We start from the raw sequence: 18621 nt of genomic DNA on the forward strand, positions 1-18621 counted from the left end.
ACATGTGCTTTCTATGAGTTCTTTTTAAGAGTTCTTAACTCTTTTGCAGAGATTTTGATTTTTCTAGTAGTACCATCTTCTAAAGTAACTCTAACAGTTCTTAAGTTTGGTAAAAATCTTCTTTTTGTTTTGTTATTTGCGTGACTTACGTTGTTTCCAACCATAGGTCCTTTTCCTGATACAGCGCATCTTCTTGACATTTTCTTTCCTTAATTTTTTTTAGTGAAAAATATTCGCGTATTATATCCTTTTGTTCTTAAGTTTGGTTTAAACAAGACCTTAATCTTTAACTTTTTCTAAAGCCATATAATTATAATATTTTTTATTATTTGATTTAAAGGTTTAACGTGAACAAAATATTTTTGATACTAATACTAAATAGTTTTATTTTTGCTCTTGACCTACAAAAGGCCAAAAACTATAAACAACATCATACCATAAAAAACTGGGTTATGAGTGAAAAACTAGATGGAATAAGAGCTTATTGGAATACAAAGGAACTTCTTACAAGAAAAGGAAATAAGATTTATGCTCCAAAATGGTTTTTAAAAAGTCTACCTAATTTTGAACTTGATGGTGAATTATGGACAAAAAGAGATGACTTTGAAAATATTCAAAGTATAGTAATGGATAAAAAACCCTCAAAGAAATGGAAAGAGATAACATACAATATTTTTGAAGTGCCAAATCAAAAAGGAGATTTCCTTTCAAGATTAGAGTTAGTACAAAAATATATAAAAAAAGAGAAATTGCAACATATTAAAGTAATCAAACAAATAAAAATAAAAGACAAAGCCCATCTAGAAAAGTATAAGAATGAGATAATAAATAAAAAAGGTGAAGGTCTAATAGTAAAAAATCCTGACTTAGAGTATTTTCAAGGAAGAAGTTCAAATATACTTAAAGTTAAAAATTTTTCTGATATGGAAGGAAAAGTTATAGCTATAAATATATCTCAAAAAACGGGTGTACTAAAAAGTTTAAAAGTAAAACTTGAAAATGGAATAACTTTTAATCTAGGTACTGGTTTTACAAAAAAGCAAAGAGAAAACTCTTTTACAGTAGGAACAATAGTTAGCTTTAAATATTATGGTTTTACTAAAAATGGCAAACCGAAGTTTGCTTCATTTTTAAGAGTAAGAGAAGATTAATTATAAAGTAGCAATTATCTCTTCAACTTTTGATAAGGCATTTTCTAAAGAGTGCTCTTTTGCTATCTTTCTATTTTGTTTTTTGATTAGTTTTAAATCATTTTTATTTTGAAGTAAAGCTTCTACTTTAAACTGCATACTTCTATCATCTGGACTTTCCATCATAGCAAATACATCAACTAACTCTTTAGCAGGATTTGTTGCAGTTACAAAAACAGCACACTTACAATACATAGCTTTTAAAATATTTGAAGCAAAGTTTTTACTATGAGTAGGTAATATAAAAATATCACTTGCTAAAAATAGTTCATCTTTATTTGGATAATCCTCTAATAAAAGAATTTTATCTTCTACATTTATTTTTGATAGTTGAAATCTAAGACTTGTGATTTGTTTTTTATCACTCTCAATTACTGCAATGTAGTTGTCACTACTTAACTGTAATACAATAGAGATAAACTCTTTCACACCTGAAGTTTTAAAGTTCTTAGCTGTAAAAAAGATAATCTTCTTTTTAGGGTCAATATTTTGCTCTTCACAAAAAGCTTTCTTAACCTCTTTTGGTTTTTTATATTCAATATTTACACTTGGATATAAGACTTCTACTTTGTCAAGGTTTTCTTGAAAGTTTTTAAGTAACTCGTGGTGAACAGTTTGAGAATTTACAAAAACTTTCTTAGCATTTTTAATGTTTTCTATAGCCTGAGCATCTAAGTTTCCACTATGAAAATAGATATCTGCAAACTCTTTATTTCCAAGGACTTTAGAAAAAAGTGATGGCTTTTTTACTTCTTGAATATTCTCTTTTTCAAGAAGTTTACTTATAAGAGAATTTCTTGTCTTATAGTTTATTGTAATCATTTATGATAACTCGTTATCTATTATTTGGCAAATTGTATGACCAAAAAGAATATGCATTTCTTGGATTCTTGGAGTATCATCTGAGGGAACAACTAAATTAACATCACAATAATTATTCATCTCTCCACCATCACGTCCTGACATACCAACAATTTTACAACCAATTTCTTGCCCTACTTTAAATGCATTGATAACATTTTTTGAGTTTCCTGAAGTAGAAATACCAAAAAGTAAATCTCCCTTTTGTGCTAAAGCTTCTACTTGTCTATCAAAAACTCTATCATAACCATAATCATTTCCAATAGCAGTTAAAGCTGAAGTATCAGTTGTAAGTGCAATACCAGGAAGCCCACGTCTTTCTGTTTTGTATCTTCCTGTTAATTCTGCTGCAATGTGTTGTGCATCTGCTGCACTTCCACCATTTCCAAAGAATAAAACTTTATTTCCATTCTTAAGTGTTTCAACGATAAGAGCTGAAGCCTTTTGTAATGGCTCAGACATAGTTTCTTTAACTTTTAAAATAGTTTCTAAATGAGCTTCAAATTCATTTTCAATTACATTTTTCACTTAATTTGCTCCTTGGATTTTTTCTATTGTTTTTGTAGTACTTTTTCCATCAACAAACTCAACTAGTTTTGTTTGTTTTGCAATATCACTTCCTACTACTTCTTTACCTTCATAATCAGCACCCTTAACTAAAATATCAGGCTCAACTTCTTTTATAAGCTCATAAGGAGTATCTTCATCAAAGATAACAACATAATCAATACACTCTAAAGCTGAAAGAATATATGCTCTATCTTCTTCATTGTTTATCGGTCTACTTTCACCTTTAAGCCTTTTCACACTCGCATCTGAGTTAAGTCCTAAAATTAAAACATCTCCAAAAGATTTTGCTACATTTAAATAGCTTACATGACCTCTGTGTAAAATATCAAAGCAACCATTTGTAAATACTACTTTTTTACCTTGAGCTTTTAATCTTGCAGATATTTTTGCTATATCTTCTTTTGATTTTATATGAAGTTCAATTGAGCTTTTATGTAAACTTGCTTGATACTCTTCAATTTCATCTAAAGTAGCAGTTGCACTTCCTATCTTACCAACTACAACTCCAGCAGCTAAGTTTGCAAACTCTAAACAAGTCTCTATATCACAATCTAAACTTAGAGCAAAACCTAATGAAGCAAGAACAGTATCTCCTGCTCCTGTTACGTCATAAACTTCCCTTGCTACTGTCGGCTTAACTATTACCTCATCATTATTTAGTATGGCAATTCCATTTTCACTAAGAGTTATAAGTGAAACGCCAAGGTTTGCATCAGCTTTTAGTTTTTCAAGTGCTTTTCTTAAAGTATCATCATTTTCAATTTCAATACCAGAAGCTAGTTGTGCTTCTTTTTTATTTGGAGTTAAAAGATATGCTCCTTTGTATTTTGAGAAGTCACTTCCTTTTGGGTCTACTAAAACTTTTTTATTATATTTATTTGCATAAGGAATAATTTTTTCTAAAAGTTCACGTGTTAGAACTCCTTTATTATAATCAGATAATAAAATTGTATCATAGCTAGTAATCTTCTCTTGTAACTTGTCAAAAATAGCTTTTGCACTTGTTGCAGAAATAGAATTTTTACTCTCTTTATCATATCTTACAACTTGAGAATGAGAAGCCATAAGTCTTGTTTTTCTTGAAGTTTTTCTTCCAGTTTGTTCAACTAAAAAAGATTTCACCCCTTGTTTATCAAGCATTGATTTTACTTCATGTCCTGCTTCATCATCACCAATAACAGACATAACTGAAACTTCACTTCCAAGTGCTACAAGATTGCTAATTACATTTCCTGCCCCACCTAGAACTTTTGTCTCTTTTTTGATATCAACTACTTGAACAGGAGCTTCGGGAGAGATTCTATCGCAAGAACCCCAAAGGTACTCATCAATCATCAAATCACCTATTACTAATATCTTTGGCGAATAGTTTGAAGCTAGTTTTTGAATATTTTCCAATGATTAACCTTTTTTTACTTCTGTTACAAACAGTCTTTTTATCTCTGGAAGGTAAGCTTTAATTCCTTCTTCCATAGAAAATCTTGGCTCATAGTCTAAGTTTTCTTTTGTAGAGTCTATATTTGCTTCAGTAAAGAATTGATAAGAACCTACAAATGGATTTGGGATATACTCTTTTCCATTGTCAATTTCTAACTCTTTTTGTAAAATATTTACAATATCTTCAAAGCTTCTAGCTTTTCCAGTACCTACATTGTAAACACCACTTTGTTTTGCAGCACAAGCTTTGATATTTGCTTGAACGATATCTTCAATGTAAATAAAGTCTCTTAAAATTTTATCGCTACCTTCAAATAGTTTTGGTGTTTGAGCATTTAAGATTTGATGTCCAAATTGAACTACCATAGAAGCAGTTTTATTTTTGAAAAATTCTCTTGGACCATATACATTAAAATATTTTAGTCCTACAATTGAGATATCTACACCTTTTTTGATATATTTGTATGAGATGTTATCCATCATAACTTTTGAGAATCCATAGGCATTGTTTGGTTGCTCAAATCCAACTTCAAATCTATCGCTATCTCCATATGTTGCAGCTGAACTTGCATAAATCATATTTGCACCATGAGCAATTGCGATTTTTAGTAAGTCTTCATATGCATTTACATTTGTTTGTACCATTAAATCTTGTTCTTGAACTGTAGTATCTGAGATTGCTGCTTGATGGAATATATAATCAAAGTTGAAATTTCTTTCAAGCTTTTTTAGTAATTCTTTGTCATTTATATCACCACTTATTACTTGTCCATTAAACCCTAAAAGATTTTTAAAGTGTCCAAAGCTTTTTAAGTTTCCATTTGAAAAAGTCTCTCCACTTCTGAAGCAATCAAGGGCAATAATTTCTGCGTCTGGGTAGTTTTCTTGAAAGTAGAAGCATAGGCTTGAACCAATAAAACCTGCTGCTCCTGTGATAAGTATTGTTTTGTTATTAAAATCTATATTTGTATATTTCATAATAGTATTCTCTCTTTAATTTAAAAGATACTATTTTAGCAAAATTTTTATTAGATTCTAAATCAGTTTAATTTATGGTCAAACTCTGGTACTATCTCTTTTAGTTTTGCTATTTTATCTTCACAAACTAAAAGCTCTTCTATATCTTGATTTAGTCTATTTATATCATATTTTGTAGGACTTGCTACTGTGATTGATTCATATTGTGTTTTCATATCGCTATCGTTAATTAAAAGCTCTTCATAAAGCTTTTCACCAGGTCTTAAACCACAATACTCAATTTCAATCTCGTTTCTTCCACTTAACTCAATCATATTTTTAGCTAAATCAACAATCTTAATTGGCTCACCCATATCAAGAATAAATATCTCACCACCTTTACCAATACTAGCTGCTTGAAGTACAAGTTCACAGGCTTCTGGAATAAGCATAAAATATCTTGTAATATCAGGATGTGTTACAGTAATTGGTCCACCTTTTTCAATTTGTGATTTAAACTTAGGAATAACACTTCCACTACTTCCTAAAACATTTCCAAATCTTACAGCTACTATTTCGGTATTTTTGTCTGTATTTATATTCTGAGCATAAAGTTCACAAATACGTTTTGTAGTACCCATCACATTTGTAGGCCTTACTGCTTTATCTGTAGAAATAAGTACAAATTTTTCAGCTTTGTACTTAATAGCAAGGTCAATACAGTTTTTAGTTCCCATAATATTATTTGAAATTCCTTCTAAAATATTACCTTCTACAAGGGGTACATGCTTATAAGCTGCCGCATGAATAACAATTTCAGGTTTATATTTTTTAAAAGTCTCTTCTATAAAGCCAAAATTTCTAACCGTTTGCATAACGGGAACTACTATTTCAGAGTTTAACTCATCAGTAATACTGTAAAGATTAAACTCACTATGATCAACTAAGATAAGTTGTTTAGCTCCAAACTTCTTACACTGTCTACTAATCTCACTACCAATACTTCCACCAGCACCGGTAATAAGTACAACTTTGTTTTTAATAAAGTTTTCGATTCTTTGTTTATCTAAATCTTTTGGATGTCTTGCTAATAAATCCTCAACAGAGATATCTTTTAGCTGTGTTGAAAAATCTTTATCTCTCAAAATCTCTTCTAAAGAAGGTAAAATTTGAATTTCAAAGAAATACTCTTTTAACTCTTTATAAACAGAGTTTATTTGTTCTTGAGTTGCACTTGGCATAGCAATTACAAGAAGATCGTACTTTTTAGCTTTTTCTTTAAAATTCTCTTTTGATAAGATTCTTATACCATCAATACTTCTACCTTGAATAATTTTATCATCATCAATAAAATATCTTACTTTATATTTACTAGGTCTAAACTCTTCTTCAAGCTTCATACCAGCTTTTCCAGCACCATAGATTACTACTCTTTTTGTTTTTTGAACTTTACTTCTATTTACTACAAAATAGTATGAATACATTAAAAAATTTGCAGAAAAGACAAATAAGAAAAGTTCTGAAGCAAGAAGTGCAAATCTAACTTCTCCATGAAAATATGGTGCATATAAAAAGAAAGGCGTAATATAAACTATACTTTTTAAAATAAATGTCTTTTGTGTTGCCTTACTCCAAGAAAGAGAAAAATCTTTAAAAAGAATAAGTGATGAAAGCATTCTTAAAACAATAACTGTTAAAACAACAAACCAATCGAAAGACTTATGAAATATAAAAAAAGTCCATGCAAATGAAAATATAGTAAGAGAAATAATAACTAGAAAGTTTAAAATTCGTTTATCAATGTGGAACATCTACTTATCCAAGTTTTCTTTTATAGTATCACATATCATTTTTACATCATCTTTTGTCATTGTAGTACTACTTGCAAGGCATAAACCTTTTTTAAATAGCTCTTCACTTGTACCATTCAAAAATGACTTTGAAGAATTGAATAGAGGCTGTTGATGCATAGGTTTCCAAAGAGGTCTTGACTCTACATTTGCTTTTTCCAATACTTGCATAATTTTTTTATGTGAAGTTTTATCAAAAGTTAATGCAGTAAGCCATCTATTTCCTCTAGTATTTTCAAGTTCAGGCATAAACTCTATTTCTTCAATATCATCTAAAAATTCTTTATACCAAGAAAAAATCTCTCTTTTTTTAGATACTCTATCTTCAATAACTTCCATTTGAGCAACACCAATTGCAGCTAAAACATTTGACATTCTATAATTATAGCCATACTCTTCATGTTCATAATGAATAAAAGGTTCTTTTGCTTGAGTTGAATAGAATTTTGCTTTTTCAATCCACTCTTTATTATCTGATACTAACATTCCACCACCGCTTGTAGTAAGAATTTTATTACCATTAAAACTATAAACCCCAAAGTCACCAAAAGTTCCGTTATGCTTTCCATTTTGCGTAGCACCTAAAGACTCAGCAGCGTCTTCTATTAAATAAACTCCATACTCTTTACAGATGTCACTTACCTTTTGAATATCAGAACTCATTCCATAAAGATGTGTAATAATTAAGGCCTTAGGTTTTTTATCACAAGTTTTTAAATATTCTTCTAAAAGAGTTGGACAGATATTCCAAGTTTTTTTATCACTATCTAAAAATACAGGTGTTGCATTTTGATAGATGATTGCAGTAATTGAGCCTATAAAAGTAAATGTTGAAGCTAAAACTTCATCACCTTTTCCTATTCCTAAAACTCTTAACGCAAGATGAATTGCTGCAGTTCCAGAAGTTACAGCAAGTGCATTTTTTGTTCCAGTATAGTTTATAATACTTTCTTCAAACTTATTAACATACTCTCCTAATGGAGCTATATAATTACTTTCAAATACTTTTTCAATATATTTTAATTCATTTCCACTCATATGTGGCGCACTTAAAAATAGTCTTTTATTCATTTTTTATAATTCCTCAACTTCACAACATGGATTACCATAAGCTTTTATATTATCTTTTATATTTTTTACAACAACTGAACCAGCACCAATTAAAGAATTTTTTCCTACTGTTAATCCTTGAATCACACAAGAACCTATTCCAATATGAGTTAATTCTTTTATATTCACATTTCCTGCAAGAGCTACATTAGGAGAGATATGTACAAAATCTTCTATATTACATTCATGTTCTATTATTGAACTACTATTTAATATCACAGCTTTACCAATAGTCGAATTTGCATTTATAACTACATTTGGCATTACAACAGTGCCTTCTTCAATACAAACACTAGAAGAGATAATTGAACTTGAATGAATTAAAGTTGCTACATGAAAGCCTTCTTCTTTTACTTTTTTAAAAAGCTTGGCCCTAATATTATTACTCCCTATTCCAAAAGCAATAGGAATATTATTAGTATTTTTTATATCTTCAAAAGTTGGGTATTCATTTTCTCCATCATCAATAAATATAATATTTTCATAACCATTATCTCTTGCAATATCTGCTACTACAAGACCATGACCACTAGCTCCATAAATATATAACTCTTTCATCTTACTTTGTCCCAGTAAATTTTTCCATTGTAACACTACTAGAAGAGCTAATATCACTTCTTTTTAGAACTTTTAAAAAAGTTAACCAAAGTATTTTCATATCTAATAAAAAAGATTGATTATCAACATACCAAACATCATATTCAAATTTTTGTTCCCAAGAAATAGCATTTCTTCCATTTACTTGTGCCCAACCTGTGATACCAGGTTTTACATTGTGTCGTCTTTTTTGCTCATCATTATAAAGATATAAGTATTCAACTAACAAAGGTCTTGGACCTACAAAACTCATTTCACCTTTTAAAACATTAAATAATTGTGGAAGTTCATCTAAACTTGTACTTCTAATAAACTTTCCAACTCCAACAAGCCTTTTATTATCGGGAAGTAGATTTCCTTCTTTATCTGTATCATTTGTCATAGTTCTAAATTTATATATACCAAATATTTTTTCTTTATACCCTGGTCTTTTTTGTCTAAAAAGAATAGGACTTCCCATTTTCCATAAAATAAGTAAACTTACTACTATATAAATAGGAGAAAATAATATTATCAAAAAAAGTGCTAAAAATTTATCAAATATAGATTTAAGCATTATATACCCTTAAATATTGTTTTACTACAACAGAAATATCAAACTCTTTTTCTGCCTTTAGTCTACTTGCTTTGCCCATGTTTTTTCTTAACATTTCATCATTTGATAAAAGTTTTATCTTTTGAGCTAAAGCTTCACTATTTGCTACTGGAACTAAAAAGCCATTAATATTGTCATCTACTACTTCTCTACAACCTACTGTGTCAGTAGTTACAATTGGTTTAGACATAGAAGCTGCTTCTAAAAGAGTTCTTGGTACACCTTCTCTATAACTTGGTAAAACAAATATATCACATTTTTCTATTTGTTCTTTAATATCATCTCTATGTCCAAGCCAATTTACATTACCAGAAGTTAAAAAATCTTTGCTAGCACAAGAAATATTTCCGTCATCTGTATCGCCAATAAGTGTAAATTTAATATTTTCATCTTTTAAAAGCTTTGCAGCTTCATAAAACTCTTTAATACCTTTATGCCATATAGCTCTTGCAATCATTAAAACATTGATAGAAGTTGTAACTTCTTTTTTTTCTAATTTAAACTTTTCAGTATTTATTCCAGAACTTTTAATCAAAATAGCTTTTTCTTTAGATACTAGTTTTTTATCAATAAAATATTGCATATCATCACTGTTTTGGAAAATACAATATTGAGCTTTTTTGTTAGCTTCCTTATAAAGAGTTTCCATTATCTTTTTTATAAGCTTTGATTTTTTACTAGTATCAATATAAAAACTACCAAGTCCTGTAACAGTATTAACAATTAAAGGTACTTTTGCAAGATGTCCAGCAATTGAACCATAAGTATTGGGTTTGGCAGTAAAGTTTTGTAGAATATCTAAATTTAAAGGTTTAAGTACTTTATAAATACTTCTTATTGTGCTTATTTCTTTAATCGGATTTAAACTTTTTCTTTTTATTCTATATTCCAAGGCCTTGATTCCATGCTGTTCAAAAAGATGAAACTTTTCTCCTCTTGGACATATCGCATATACAGTGTAACCTCTTTCAACTAGAGCAACCATTATTGGCAGCCTAAACAAATATAAGTTTAAATCTAAGTGTGATAAAAATGCTATTTTTCGCAAATCATTTCCTTATCTACAGTTTTTTTTACTTTCTTCTCTCCTGCAATATATAAAAACCAAATATAAATTAAAAACGGCATAAACATCCACTTTTGTCGCACGGATATTCCTAAGTTTGCAGTAGTAACGGCAAGAGCGATTGAAGTGATAATGACAAAACTATAAATAAAAACTAAATTTTTATTAAAAATAGGACTTATTCTATTAGTAAAATAACATTTGATAAAAAATAAAAATATTACTAACAAAATTAAGTTTTCCAAAGAAGCAGCCAATGCAAATACAGAATGTGTTTCATAGGGTAACGGTCTAAAAGTATAAGTAAAAAGTTGCTCAGGCAGTGACATAGTAGAGATATCTATCCCTCCACCACCATCTTGGTTATATAATTGTCTTTTTTCAATATAACTAACTACAGAATCAATAGAACTAATATCTAATTTTAATTTATTCAAAACTATACTAGATGCAATCAAAGTAATAAATATAAAAATAGTACTTAAAAAAAGTTTTGTAGCTATTTTTCTATTTTTATCAAACAGATACAATAATAATAAAGATCCTATCATAATACCTCCTACATGAGGACGAATTAAAAACATGACTCCTATTGCAAACATTATAAGCCAAAATCTTTTTTTAAGGTTCAATACACTCCAAAGTGTAAGTCCTATACTCATAAAAGAAAGAGAGTCTTTACCGATTGATACACTCCAAAAGCTTATCCCAGGTAACAATACTAAAAAAAACACTAATCTCTTATAAACTATAGGTTTATTATCTACTAGTTGTCTTAAACTTGCATAAAAAGCTAATAAACCAATATAACCAAAAAAACTATATAAAATTGATGTGTTTAAATAAGTTAAAGATATTGTTTTATACATACTCCAAGTTAAAATTTCAATCATATCCGTACCTAAAGAATAACCTATATTATCATTTATTGCTTTATAGTAATACCTCGTACTATCATTTAAATCAAAGTACGAAAAAACAACATAAATAATTGAAAAACTAAGATGCCACACAAACAAAAATATTGCTTTTTTAAAACTTATTTTAAAATACTTTCTCAATATTTCCATTAAAAACAAACCAAATATCAACAAAAATAAAAAAGTAAATACATCAATAGGTATTTCAAAAAAAAACACTATTTCTTGCAATAAAATTCCTCAAGTTCCCTATAAAGCTTTTTGAGTAATATTTCTTTTGAAATATACTTTTCACTATCTAATTTTACCTTTTCTCTAGAAATATTTTTCATTTTTTTAGAAAAGTTAACAACATCTACTACTGAAACCTCACCAACATAATAAAAATCAAAAGATAAAGGTATTGCAGTATCTTTATAAGCAGAATAAACAGGCAAGCCATAGGCTAAGTACTCTCTAACTTTTAATGCTGCCCCTTCCTTCAAACCTTCTCTAAATAAAGCTAATGAATCTAATCCAATATCACTTTTTTCAATTATTTTTATATAGTTTTCTTCATCCAAAGAGCCATGTAAAATAAAAATATTTTCTAATCCATATTGAGAGATCAGCTCTTTTTCTTTTTTTAAAAGTTTACCTACTAAATGTATTTTTACATTATTTTTATGTAAAAAATTATTATACTTCTTTACTGATTTAATTAATAAATCTAAACCATGCCAAGGTGAAAAAGTTCCACACATAAATAAAATATTTATTTCATCTAATTTTCTAGTGTCTTTTAACTGCACATTATTAGATAGTTTTATACCATTTGGATATAAAAAAGTTCTAGTATTACCTCTTTTTTCTTGATAAGTACAAATATCAGAAGTAACACAAATAGCAGCCTTAACTTGTTTTAAAGCAACATATCCAGTAAACCTTTCAATATAAGAGGCACATGTTCCTATCCAGTTTGTACGAACAGCTTTTAATGCTTCTACTTCTTTGGCATGATGTAGAGATATTCTATTTTTTATTAACCAGCCAAAAAATAAAACAAAAGGATCAAAAGTCATATGTCGAATAATTATCAAATCATATTTATTCTTATTCTTGATCATAAATAACCAAGCATAAAGATTTCTAAAAAAAACTAACTGAAAAAATTTTGGTATTTTTTTTTCAAAATTTCTATTTAAAATTTTTCCTCTATGCAAAGCAACAATTTCCCAATCCAAACTATTTACTTTTGATGCTTCATACTCAAATTCTAATTGTTTTCTTTGTCCTTTAGTTAATTCACGCATACAACTTAAATGAAGAATTTTCACTAATTTGCTTCCTTATATAATTTAGGTATAGAGTTAACAACTTTTATTACTTCTTTAAAATCCATTTCTAATGTATCTAGATACCATCTAATATTTTGATATCTTGGTCTATTCTCATCATTAACTAATTCTAAAGCTTTTTCTCTAGTTATTTGTCCTTCTCTAATTTGATTACTTCTAAAAGTATCATGCTCAGTAAATCCTGCTACTGTATAATAAACATAATTATAGAAAGCTGCTGTACCATCTCCAATTCTCCAAGTAGTACTCGTATCTATCGCTGTCTCCCAGTTGTATCCATTGATTAGAGTATCATCAACTATCTCTTCATCCCATCTCCAGTAATCAAAAATATGAAAATAATCTTTTTTCTCAGTAAAACTTCTATAATATTCTCCTGAAAGGGTATCCCATAAAGAACTATTAAAGTATCCTGGACTCTCACACATTGCTTTAAATCTCTTTGTATGATATCTAAGTTGTTTCATAATACCATGACTATAAACTCTTTTTTCTTCAAAATCAGGAGCAATATCTAAGAAACCTGTCTTAAAATGTGTTACTTCTAGAGGATTTACTCCCCATAAATTTAAACTTATTCCTGTTTGTTTTTTAATATCTTCAACATATCTAAAAAAGTGTTTATCTCCCGCTGTAAGCATAGCCATCATTCCTAAATGAGGAGACTTTAACCAAGCTTCTAAATTCATCTTAATATTTTTTCTTTTTTGAGAAATATCTGCTGCAACAATAATATTTTCTACACCTAAATCAGCACACATTTGAGAAATATTTCTTCTTCCTAAATCAGTAACCATTCCCCAATCGTAAGTATAAGTTACAGGCTTCATTTCTAATTCTTTTATAATTAAGTGTAAGCCATAGCAACTATCTCTTCCTCCTGAAAAAGGAACAATACAATCTAATTCTTTTCCTTTTCTTCTGTATGGTTCTACTATTTTAAATAGTTCTTCTTTTGGTTTTGGATTATTTCTTGGTTTATAGTTATGACAATAATTACATACACCTTCATTATCAAATTTAATAAAAGGCATTGTTTCAGGTAAGATGCATCTTTTACATCTTTTTATATTTAAATCTTCTTTAAACTCTAAAAGGCTTTCTTCTTCTTTATTAAATTTAAATTCAGGAATTAAATTTTCTACTCTATGATTATCATTAGAAATATTTAACTTCTCATTTGAAACTGGTATTTCTAAAATAAGAGATTCTTCTTTTATTTGATGAACATTTTCACACGAAATTTGATCTAAAGCATATCTTTCAGAAGCAAAATATATATCGTCTCCTATGTATCCAACATACAAACTACCATTATTTGAAAAAAGTAATAATTTTCCATACTCAGGTAATACTAATGCACAAGCTACTACACCTCTACAAAGTTCAAGAATTTTATGTGGAAGTTCTGAAATTTCATTATTCTGTTTTAAATGTTCTTTAGCTATAGCAATTATTACTTCAGAATCAATTTTTAATTCACGCTTCTCACTTAATTGTTCCCAAATGTCATTATCATTTACAATAATTCCATTATGAATTGCACAAATGTTATCTTTTACTACAGGTTGATTATCCCCTAAACCATTAGTTATTAATCTACTATGACCTAAAACTATTCTATGATTATAAGGTTTTATTTTATTTAAAAGCTTTTCTATATTGTAATCAGCTCTTGCTATCTCGTATGAATCATCTTTATAATAGATAAGTCCACTTGAATCTATCCCTCTCTGTTCTGAATGCTTTACTAATTTATTAAATTTTTCTTCATCAATTTTTGTTCTTGAAATTTGTCCAAATATTCCACACATCTATTATTTTATTCCTTTATCATTTTTCATATACTGATTTAACTATTTTTGCTATTCTATTTGGACAATGCCAATAGTTAACATACTTTTGTACTAAATTACTTTTTTCATATAATAATTCTTTATTTTCTATATAATAAGAAAGAATTTTTTCTATATTATCATTTTTGATATTAATTACTGAACTTAAAAGTTCTTTTGCCATATCAGAAGGTATAAACTTTAAATCTTCTTCTCTTATATATACAGCTAAAGGTTTACCCATTTTCATAACCTCTACACCAAAAGCACCATACCAACCAATTAAAACTTGATCAATTACAATATGAGCTTCATTATATTTTTTTAACGCTTCAGAATAAGGTATGTTTTCTATAATTTCAATATCAACATTAGAATATTTCTTTTGAAGATTTGACAATGCCTCAAGAATATACTTAGAACCTTTTACTTCTCTATTTGTGGGGGAATGAACAATTTTAATTTTTTCATCTATAAAATAATTATTATAATTAATCTTATCCCAACCTGCAATTGTATATGGTAAAAAACTGGTTTTATCAGAAGGTAGAAAGTACATTAAATCAGGGTTTAAAGCAAATATATGATCAACATTTTTTGAGACTTTTTGGATTCTTTTTTTTAGTCTCAAGTTTTGTTTTATATTATTATAAGTATAAAGTTCATATATTTCATCAATATATTTATTTTTTAATTTATTTAAATTTTGTCTAGCATCACTTCCATTATAAGTAATAATCTTTTTTCCTTTATAGAATGGCAAATCTAATAAATGCACATCGTAGTTTATAAAATCTATTAAAGTAGATCCATAATTAAAATGATATACATCATATTTTCCATTTATTTGAAAAAAAGTTTTAATTCTTGTTAAAATTTGAGAAAGTTTATTTTTTTTTTCAAGATTCAAACAAATATCATAGTCATAATTTAACCAATTATCAGAATCAATTAAAACCTTTGAGTTTAAAGATATTGTATTTTCAGCTTGTGAAAGTCCCCATGAATTACCTCCTACTGAAGTTGGAAGATGTAATATATTCATTAGTATATTCCTATCATTTTAGAAAGCCCTTCATCTAAAAGAATAGAAGGTTCCCATAATTTTTCTTTCATTGTTGTTATATCAGCAACTAAATCCTCTTGTTCTTTACTAAAAGAAAAAGATACTTCTTTATTTAAAAGAAAAGCTATTTTTTCACTAATCTCTTTCAAACTAATAATTTCACTCCCTGCAATATTTATAATATGTTCTCCATTTAAAAAAAGTAATGAATTCATTGCATTAACAACATCATCGATATAAATAGGATTAATTTTAATACCTTTTTTTCCAGAAAGTGTAATTGTTTTATTTATTTTAATATTTTCTATTAATCTAGGAATTAACATTGATGAATTTTGCCCTAATCCATACATAAAAAAAGGTCGAATAACAATAAAACCATTAAACATATTCGCATAGTTCTTTAAAAGCATCTCTGCACTTAACTTACTATTTAAATAAAATCCTAATTTTTTATTTGCATTAATATTCGATATCTCTTTAACAGGATTATCTGAACTAGCATAAACACCACCACTTGAGGCATAAATAAATTTAGGTATATTATTTTTAACTGCCCACTCTGCAATTAAATTAGGAGCAACTATATTAACATTTATCATGTCGTCACTCCCCTCAGGAAAATCTCTAAACTTATTTGATTGAGCTAAGTAAAATATTACATCAATATCTGTTGATAATTTAGAAAGATCTGGAGACATTAAATCTAGTTCTATTATTTCTATATTATTATTTAATTCAAAATTTAACTTATTTTTATCTTTTACTGAAGCATATACATTATTCTCTTTACTAAAAAATTTTACTAAATATCTACCCAAAAGGCCATTTGCTCCAACAATTAATATTTTCATATATTTCCTTTATAAAATTTGTCTAAAAAATCTTTTTTATCCAATAAAACAATATTAGGATATATCTTCTTAACTTTTTTTAAATTTTTGATACTTGAAACTGCATAAACTTTATTATATGAGGGAATAATAAGTATATTAAAAATGCGTTTTATATAATCTTTAGTTCCTTCTTCAGAATAGGAATATTCTTCAAAAAATATATAATTTAAATTCTTTTCTTGAAATCTTAGATCAATAGGAAACTTATTATATATATCAGTTGTTACTTTATTAACATTCAATAATTCATATGCACTCAAATAAATATTATTTTTTAAATAAAAACAAGATCGAGTAAAATCAACTACAATCCACTTTTCTCTTTCATTACAATATATTTCAAGAATTGTATGACCATCATTATAACCATTGTATTTTTTTTCAGTTAAAAAATAAATAATCCTTACTTTTATGGAAGGATAATAATGCTCAATAAATAATTTCATAAATCTTGATACACTACTACATGTCATTATAAGTTTTCTTTTCTTTAGAATTTCTAATTTTGTTTCATGTAATAAAGGATTATCATAGTTTCCCCTTGCAAATAAATACATACAATTCTTCATATCTTCTAAAAAAGAATTCCCTTTTACTAAAAACTGGAAATTATTTTTTTTGGAAGAAGAAAAAATTCGGTATAATCCTTGTTTTAAATCAAATTCATTTTTATTTTCATAAACTAATTGATTATTTGATATTAAACTGTTTATTAGATGTTTTTCTAAATAAATTTTATTTAGCTTATTATTATCAATTTTATATATAAGAACTTCACTATCGTATTTGTCTAAATTAATTCTTTTTTTTAAGAAATATATTTGTCGTAATAAAAAGTTACCTATAATTTTTTTTAATAAATATTTTATTTTAACCATAAATATTACCTTTAAACGTAAATTCTTTTTCTATTTTATTGAAAAATAAAATAGATATGGCAAGAAGGAAAGAAGATACTATTGTTGCAAAAATAAATAAATAAATTAAAGTATTTAAAGAGTCAATGAAATAAACACTTATTATCATAATACTTATCATTATTAAGAAATAAAAATTCATTTTCCAAAAATCATATTCTACTCTATACAGTTTTTCAGAAATATAATAATATAAATACCCTTGAATTAAGGAACCTAATAAAAAGGAAATTGCTGCTCCAATACTGTGATATAAAGGGATAAGTATATATGACAGTAATATTGTAATAGAAAATACAATAAACTGTATATAAGAAATATATTTTGTTTTTTTTGTTAAACTAATTCCTAAGCCTAAAATATTATTTGTATTTTTTATTAAAAAAGCAAATACTAAAATTATTGATAGTATATATGCTTCATGATAAGAAACAGGGGTAAGTAAAATCAATAATGGTTTAGAAAAAACTGCTACGGAGCACCCTAACCAAGTAAAAAATAGCATAAAATAATTATAAAACTTTTTATATATAATTTTTGCATCTTCTTTATCTTTTACAGACAATGCAAATGGGTCCCAAGCTAAGCGAAAAGCAACAGTAAATAATAAAAAAATTGAGGCTAATTTTAAACCTATTGCATATAAGCCTTGCTCAGAAAGTTCTGAATAATAATTTATAAAGTATCTATTACTTTGTGCTATACCCCAATTAAAAAAAACAGATGGAAATTGTGGCAATGCATAAGAGAAGAATAAACCTAAGTAAATAAAAGAAATTTCTTTCCCAAATTCATTTTTTACCAAAAATAAACCAATAAGAGAACTTAAAGCAGTAGAGATTACACTTGCTATAAATACACCTTCTATACCTTTTTCTAGCCATATAACTAAAATTAAAATAAAAATAAAATTTGATAATACATATATTAAAGTTAAAATAGTAAAAGACATAGGTTTTCTTAGCATTCTTAATAAATTTTTAAACTGTGTATCTATTATAGAAAAGAATAAACCTATTGATAATATTTCAATAAAATACGAATAATCTATATATTCATCCATTGATTTTTTAATATTTAATAGTGAAGAGATATAAGAAGATAAACTCCAAAGTAAAATAGAAAAAAATAATGCCAAAATAAAATGAAAAATAATAGATGTTGTTAAAACAACTTTTCTTTGAGAATCTTTTTTAAAATCAAAATAATAAAAATAAACACCTGAACTTAAATTAGCTAATGCAATCATAATCATAAAACCAAAAGAAGTTTGTAATAAAGATATTATTCCAAATTCTGTCGGTGAAAAAACTGCAGTTAAAATAGGAGCTAATACAAAAGAAAATAGTTGTCCTATTGCTGTTCCAAAACCATAAAGCATTGAATCTTTAGATAAACGTTTTACATATTTTTTCAC

General features: G+C 27.1%; 18 protein-coding genes. 1 reads left to right on the forward strand and 17 read right to left on the reverse strand.

Translation table 11 applies throughout. From position 1 onward, the window contains the following. Positions 1 to 11: 11 nt before the first annotated feature. The gene (gene rpmB / locus CRV02_RS00550) at positions 12 to 200 is read right to left on the reverse strand and encodes a 50S ribosomal protein L28 (RefSeq protein ID WP_129007240.1); all 189 of its coding nucleotides are present in this window, start codon (positions 198 to 200) and stop codon (positions 12 to 14) included. 147 nt (positions 201 to 347) lie between these two features. Between rpmB and CRV02_RS00555 the strand changes: the two genes are divergently transcribed. Further along, on the forward strand, positions 348 to 1151 hold the full coding sequence (locus tag CRV02_RS00555; RefSeq protein ID WP_129088694.1) for a DNA ligase: 804 nt from the start codon (positions 348 to 350) through the stop codon (positions 1149 to 1151). On the opposite strand, the gene CRV02_RS00560 is transcribed toward CRV02_RS00555, so the two are convergent. The 16 genes from CRV02_RS00560 to CRV02_RS00635 form a co-directional block, all read right to left on the reverse strand. After that, the gene (locus tag CRV02_RS00560; RefSeq protein WP_129088695.1) at positions 1152 to 2012 is read right to left on the reverse strand and encodes a glycosyltransferase; all 861 of its coding nucleotides are present in this window, start codon (positions 2010 to 2012) and stop codon (positions 1152 to 1154) included. Continuing rightward, positions 2013 to 2579: a D-sedoheptulose 7-phosphate isomerase gene (gene gmhA, locus CRV02_RS00565; RefSeq protein ID WP_129088696.1), complete on the reverse strand. Its 567-nt coding sequence runs from the start codon at positions 2577 to 2579 to the stop codon at positions 2013 to 2015. It lies immediately after the preceding gene. Beyond that, entirely contained in the window at positions 2580 to 4019 is a 1440-nt protein-coding gene (rfaE1, locus tag CRV02_RS00570) for a D-glycero-beta-D-manno-heptose-7-phosphate kinase (protein WP_375137072.1), read from the reverse strand. It abuts the gene before it with no gap. Positions 4020 to 4022: 3 nt separating this feature from the next. After that, positions 4023 to 5036, reverse strand: coding sequence for an ADP-glyceromanno-heptose 6-epimerase (rfaD, locus tag CRV02_RS00575; RefSeq protein ID WP_129088697.1), 1014 nt, complete (start codon positions 5034 to 5036; stop codon positions 4023 to 4025). A gap of 62 nt (positions 5037 to 5098) precedes the next feature. Continuing rightward, positions 5099 to 6826, reverse strand: coding sequence for a nucleoside-diphosphate sugar epimerase/dehydratase (locus CRV02_RS00580; protein ID WP_129088698.1), 1728 nt, complete (start codon positions 6824 to 6826; stop codon positions 5099 to 5101). Then, positions 6827 to 7936: a UDP-N-acetylbacillosamine transaminase gene (pglE, locus tag CRV02_RS00585; protein WP_129088699.1), complete on the reverse strand. Its 1110-nt coding sequence runs from the start codon at positions 7934 to 7936 to the stop codon at positions 6827 to 6829. A gap of 3 nt (positions 7937 to 7939) precedes the next feature. Beyond that, complete coding sequence (locus tag CRV02_RS00590) at positions 7940 to 8533, reverse strand: acetyltransferase (RefSeq protein WP_129088700.1); 594 nt, start codon at positions 8531 to 8533, stop codon at positions 7940 to 7942. Position 8534: 1 nt separating this feature from the next. Further along, entirely contained in the window at positions 8535 to 9128 is a 594-nt protein-coding gene (pglC, locus tag CRV02_RS00595) for an undecaprenyl phosphate N,N'-diacetylbacillosamine 1-phosphate transferase (RefSeq protein ID WP_129088701.1), read from the reverse strand. Beyond that, positions 9121 to 10215: a glycosyltransferase family 4 protein gene (locus tag CRV02_RS00600; RefSeq protein WP_129088702.1), complete on the reverse strand. Its 1095-nt coding sequence runs from the start codon at positions 10213 to 10215 to the stop codon at positions 9121 to 9123. Before CRV02_RS00600 ends, pglC begins: the two co-directional genes overlap by 8 nt. After that, the gene (locus tag CRV02_RS00605; protein WP_129088703.1) at positions 10203 to 11384 is read right to left on the reverse strand and encodes a hypothetical protein; all 1182 of its coding nucleotides are present in this window, start codon (positions 11382 to 11384) and stop codon (positions 10203 to 10205) included. The genes CRV02_RS00600 and CRV02_RS00605 overlap by 13 nt, the downstream gene beginning before the upstream one ends. Continuing rightward, positions 11372 to 12469, reverse strand: coding sequence for a glycosyltransferase (locus CRV02_RS00610; RefSeq protein ID WP_129088704.1), 1098 nt, complete (start codon positions 12467 to 12469; stop codon positions 11372 to 11374). Before CRV02_RS00610 ends, CRV02_RS00605 begins: the two co-directional genes overlap by 13 nt. Further along, positions 12469 to 14304 (reverse strand): glucosamine 6-phosphate synthetase, encoded by a 1836-nt coding sequence (locus tag CRV02_RS00615; protein WP_129088705.1) that lies wholly within the window; start codon positions 14302 to 14304, stop codon positions 12469 to 12471. Before CRV02_RS00615 ends, CRV02_RS00610 begins: the two co-directional genes overlap by 1 nt. Positions 14305 to 14323: 19 nt before the next feature. Then, on the reverse strand, positions 14324 to 15370 hold the full coding sequence (locus CRV02_RS00620; RefSeq protein ID WP_129088706.1) for a hypothetical protein: 1047 nt from the start codon (positions 15368 to 15370) through the stop codon (positions 14324 to 14326). Further along, entirely contained in the window at positions 15370 to 16245 is an 876-nt protein-coding gene (locus CRV02_RS00625) for an NAD(P)-dependent oxidoreductase (protein WP_129088707.1), read from the reverse strand. Before CRV02_RS00625 ends, CRV02_RS00620 begins: the two co-directional genes overlap by 1 nt. Continuing rightward, positions 16242 to 17165 carry a hypothetical protein gene (locus CRV02_RS00630; RefSeq protein ID WP_129088708.1) on the reverse strand — a complete coding sequence of 308 codons (924 nt, stop codon included), beginning with the start codon at positions 17163 to 17165 and terminating at the stop codon, positions 16242 to 16244. Before CRV02_RS00630 ends, CRV02_RS00625 begins: the two co-directional genes overlap by 4 nt. Continuing rightward, the gene (locus CRV02_RS00635) at positions 17158 to 18621 is read right to left on the reverse strand and encodes a lipopolysaccharide biosynthesis protein (RefSeq protein ID WP_129088709.1); all 1464 of its coding nucleotides are present in this window, start codon (positions 18619 to 18621) and stop codon (positions 17158 to 17160) included. The genes CRV02_RS00630 and CRV02_RS00635 overlap by 8 nt, the downstream gene beginning before the upstream one ends.

Source organism: Arcobacter sp. CECT 8989 (assembly GCF_004116715.1).
Taxonomy (GTDB): domain Bacteria; phylum Campylobacterota; class Campylobacteria; order Campylobacterales; family Arcobacteraceae; genus Halarcobacter.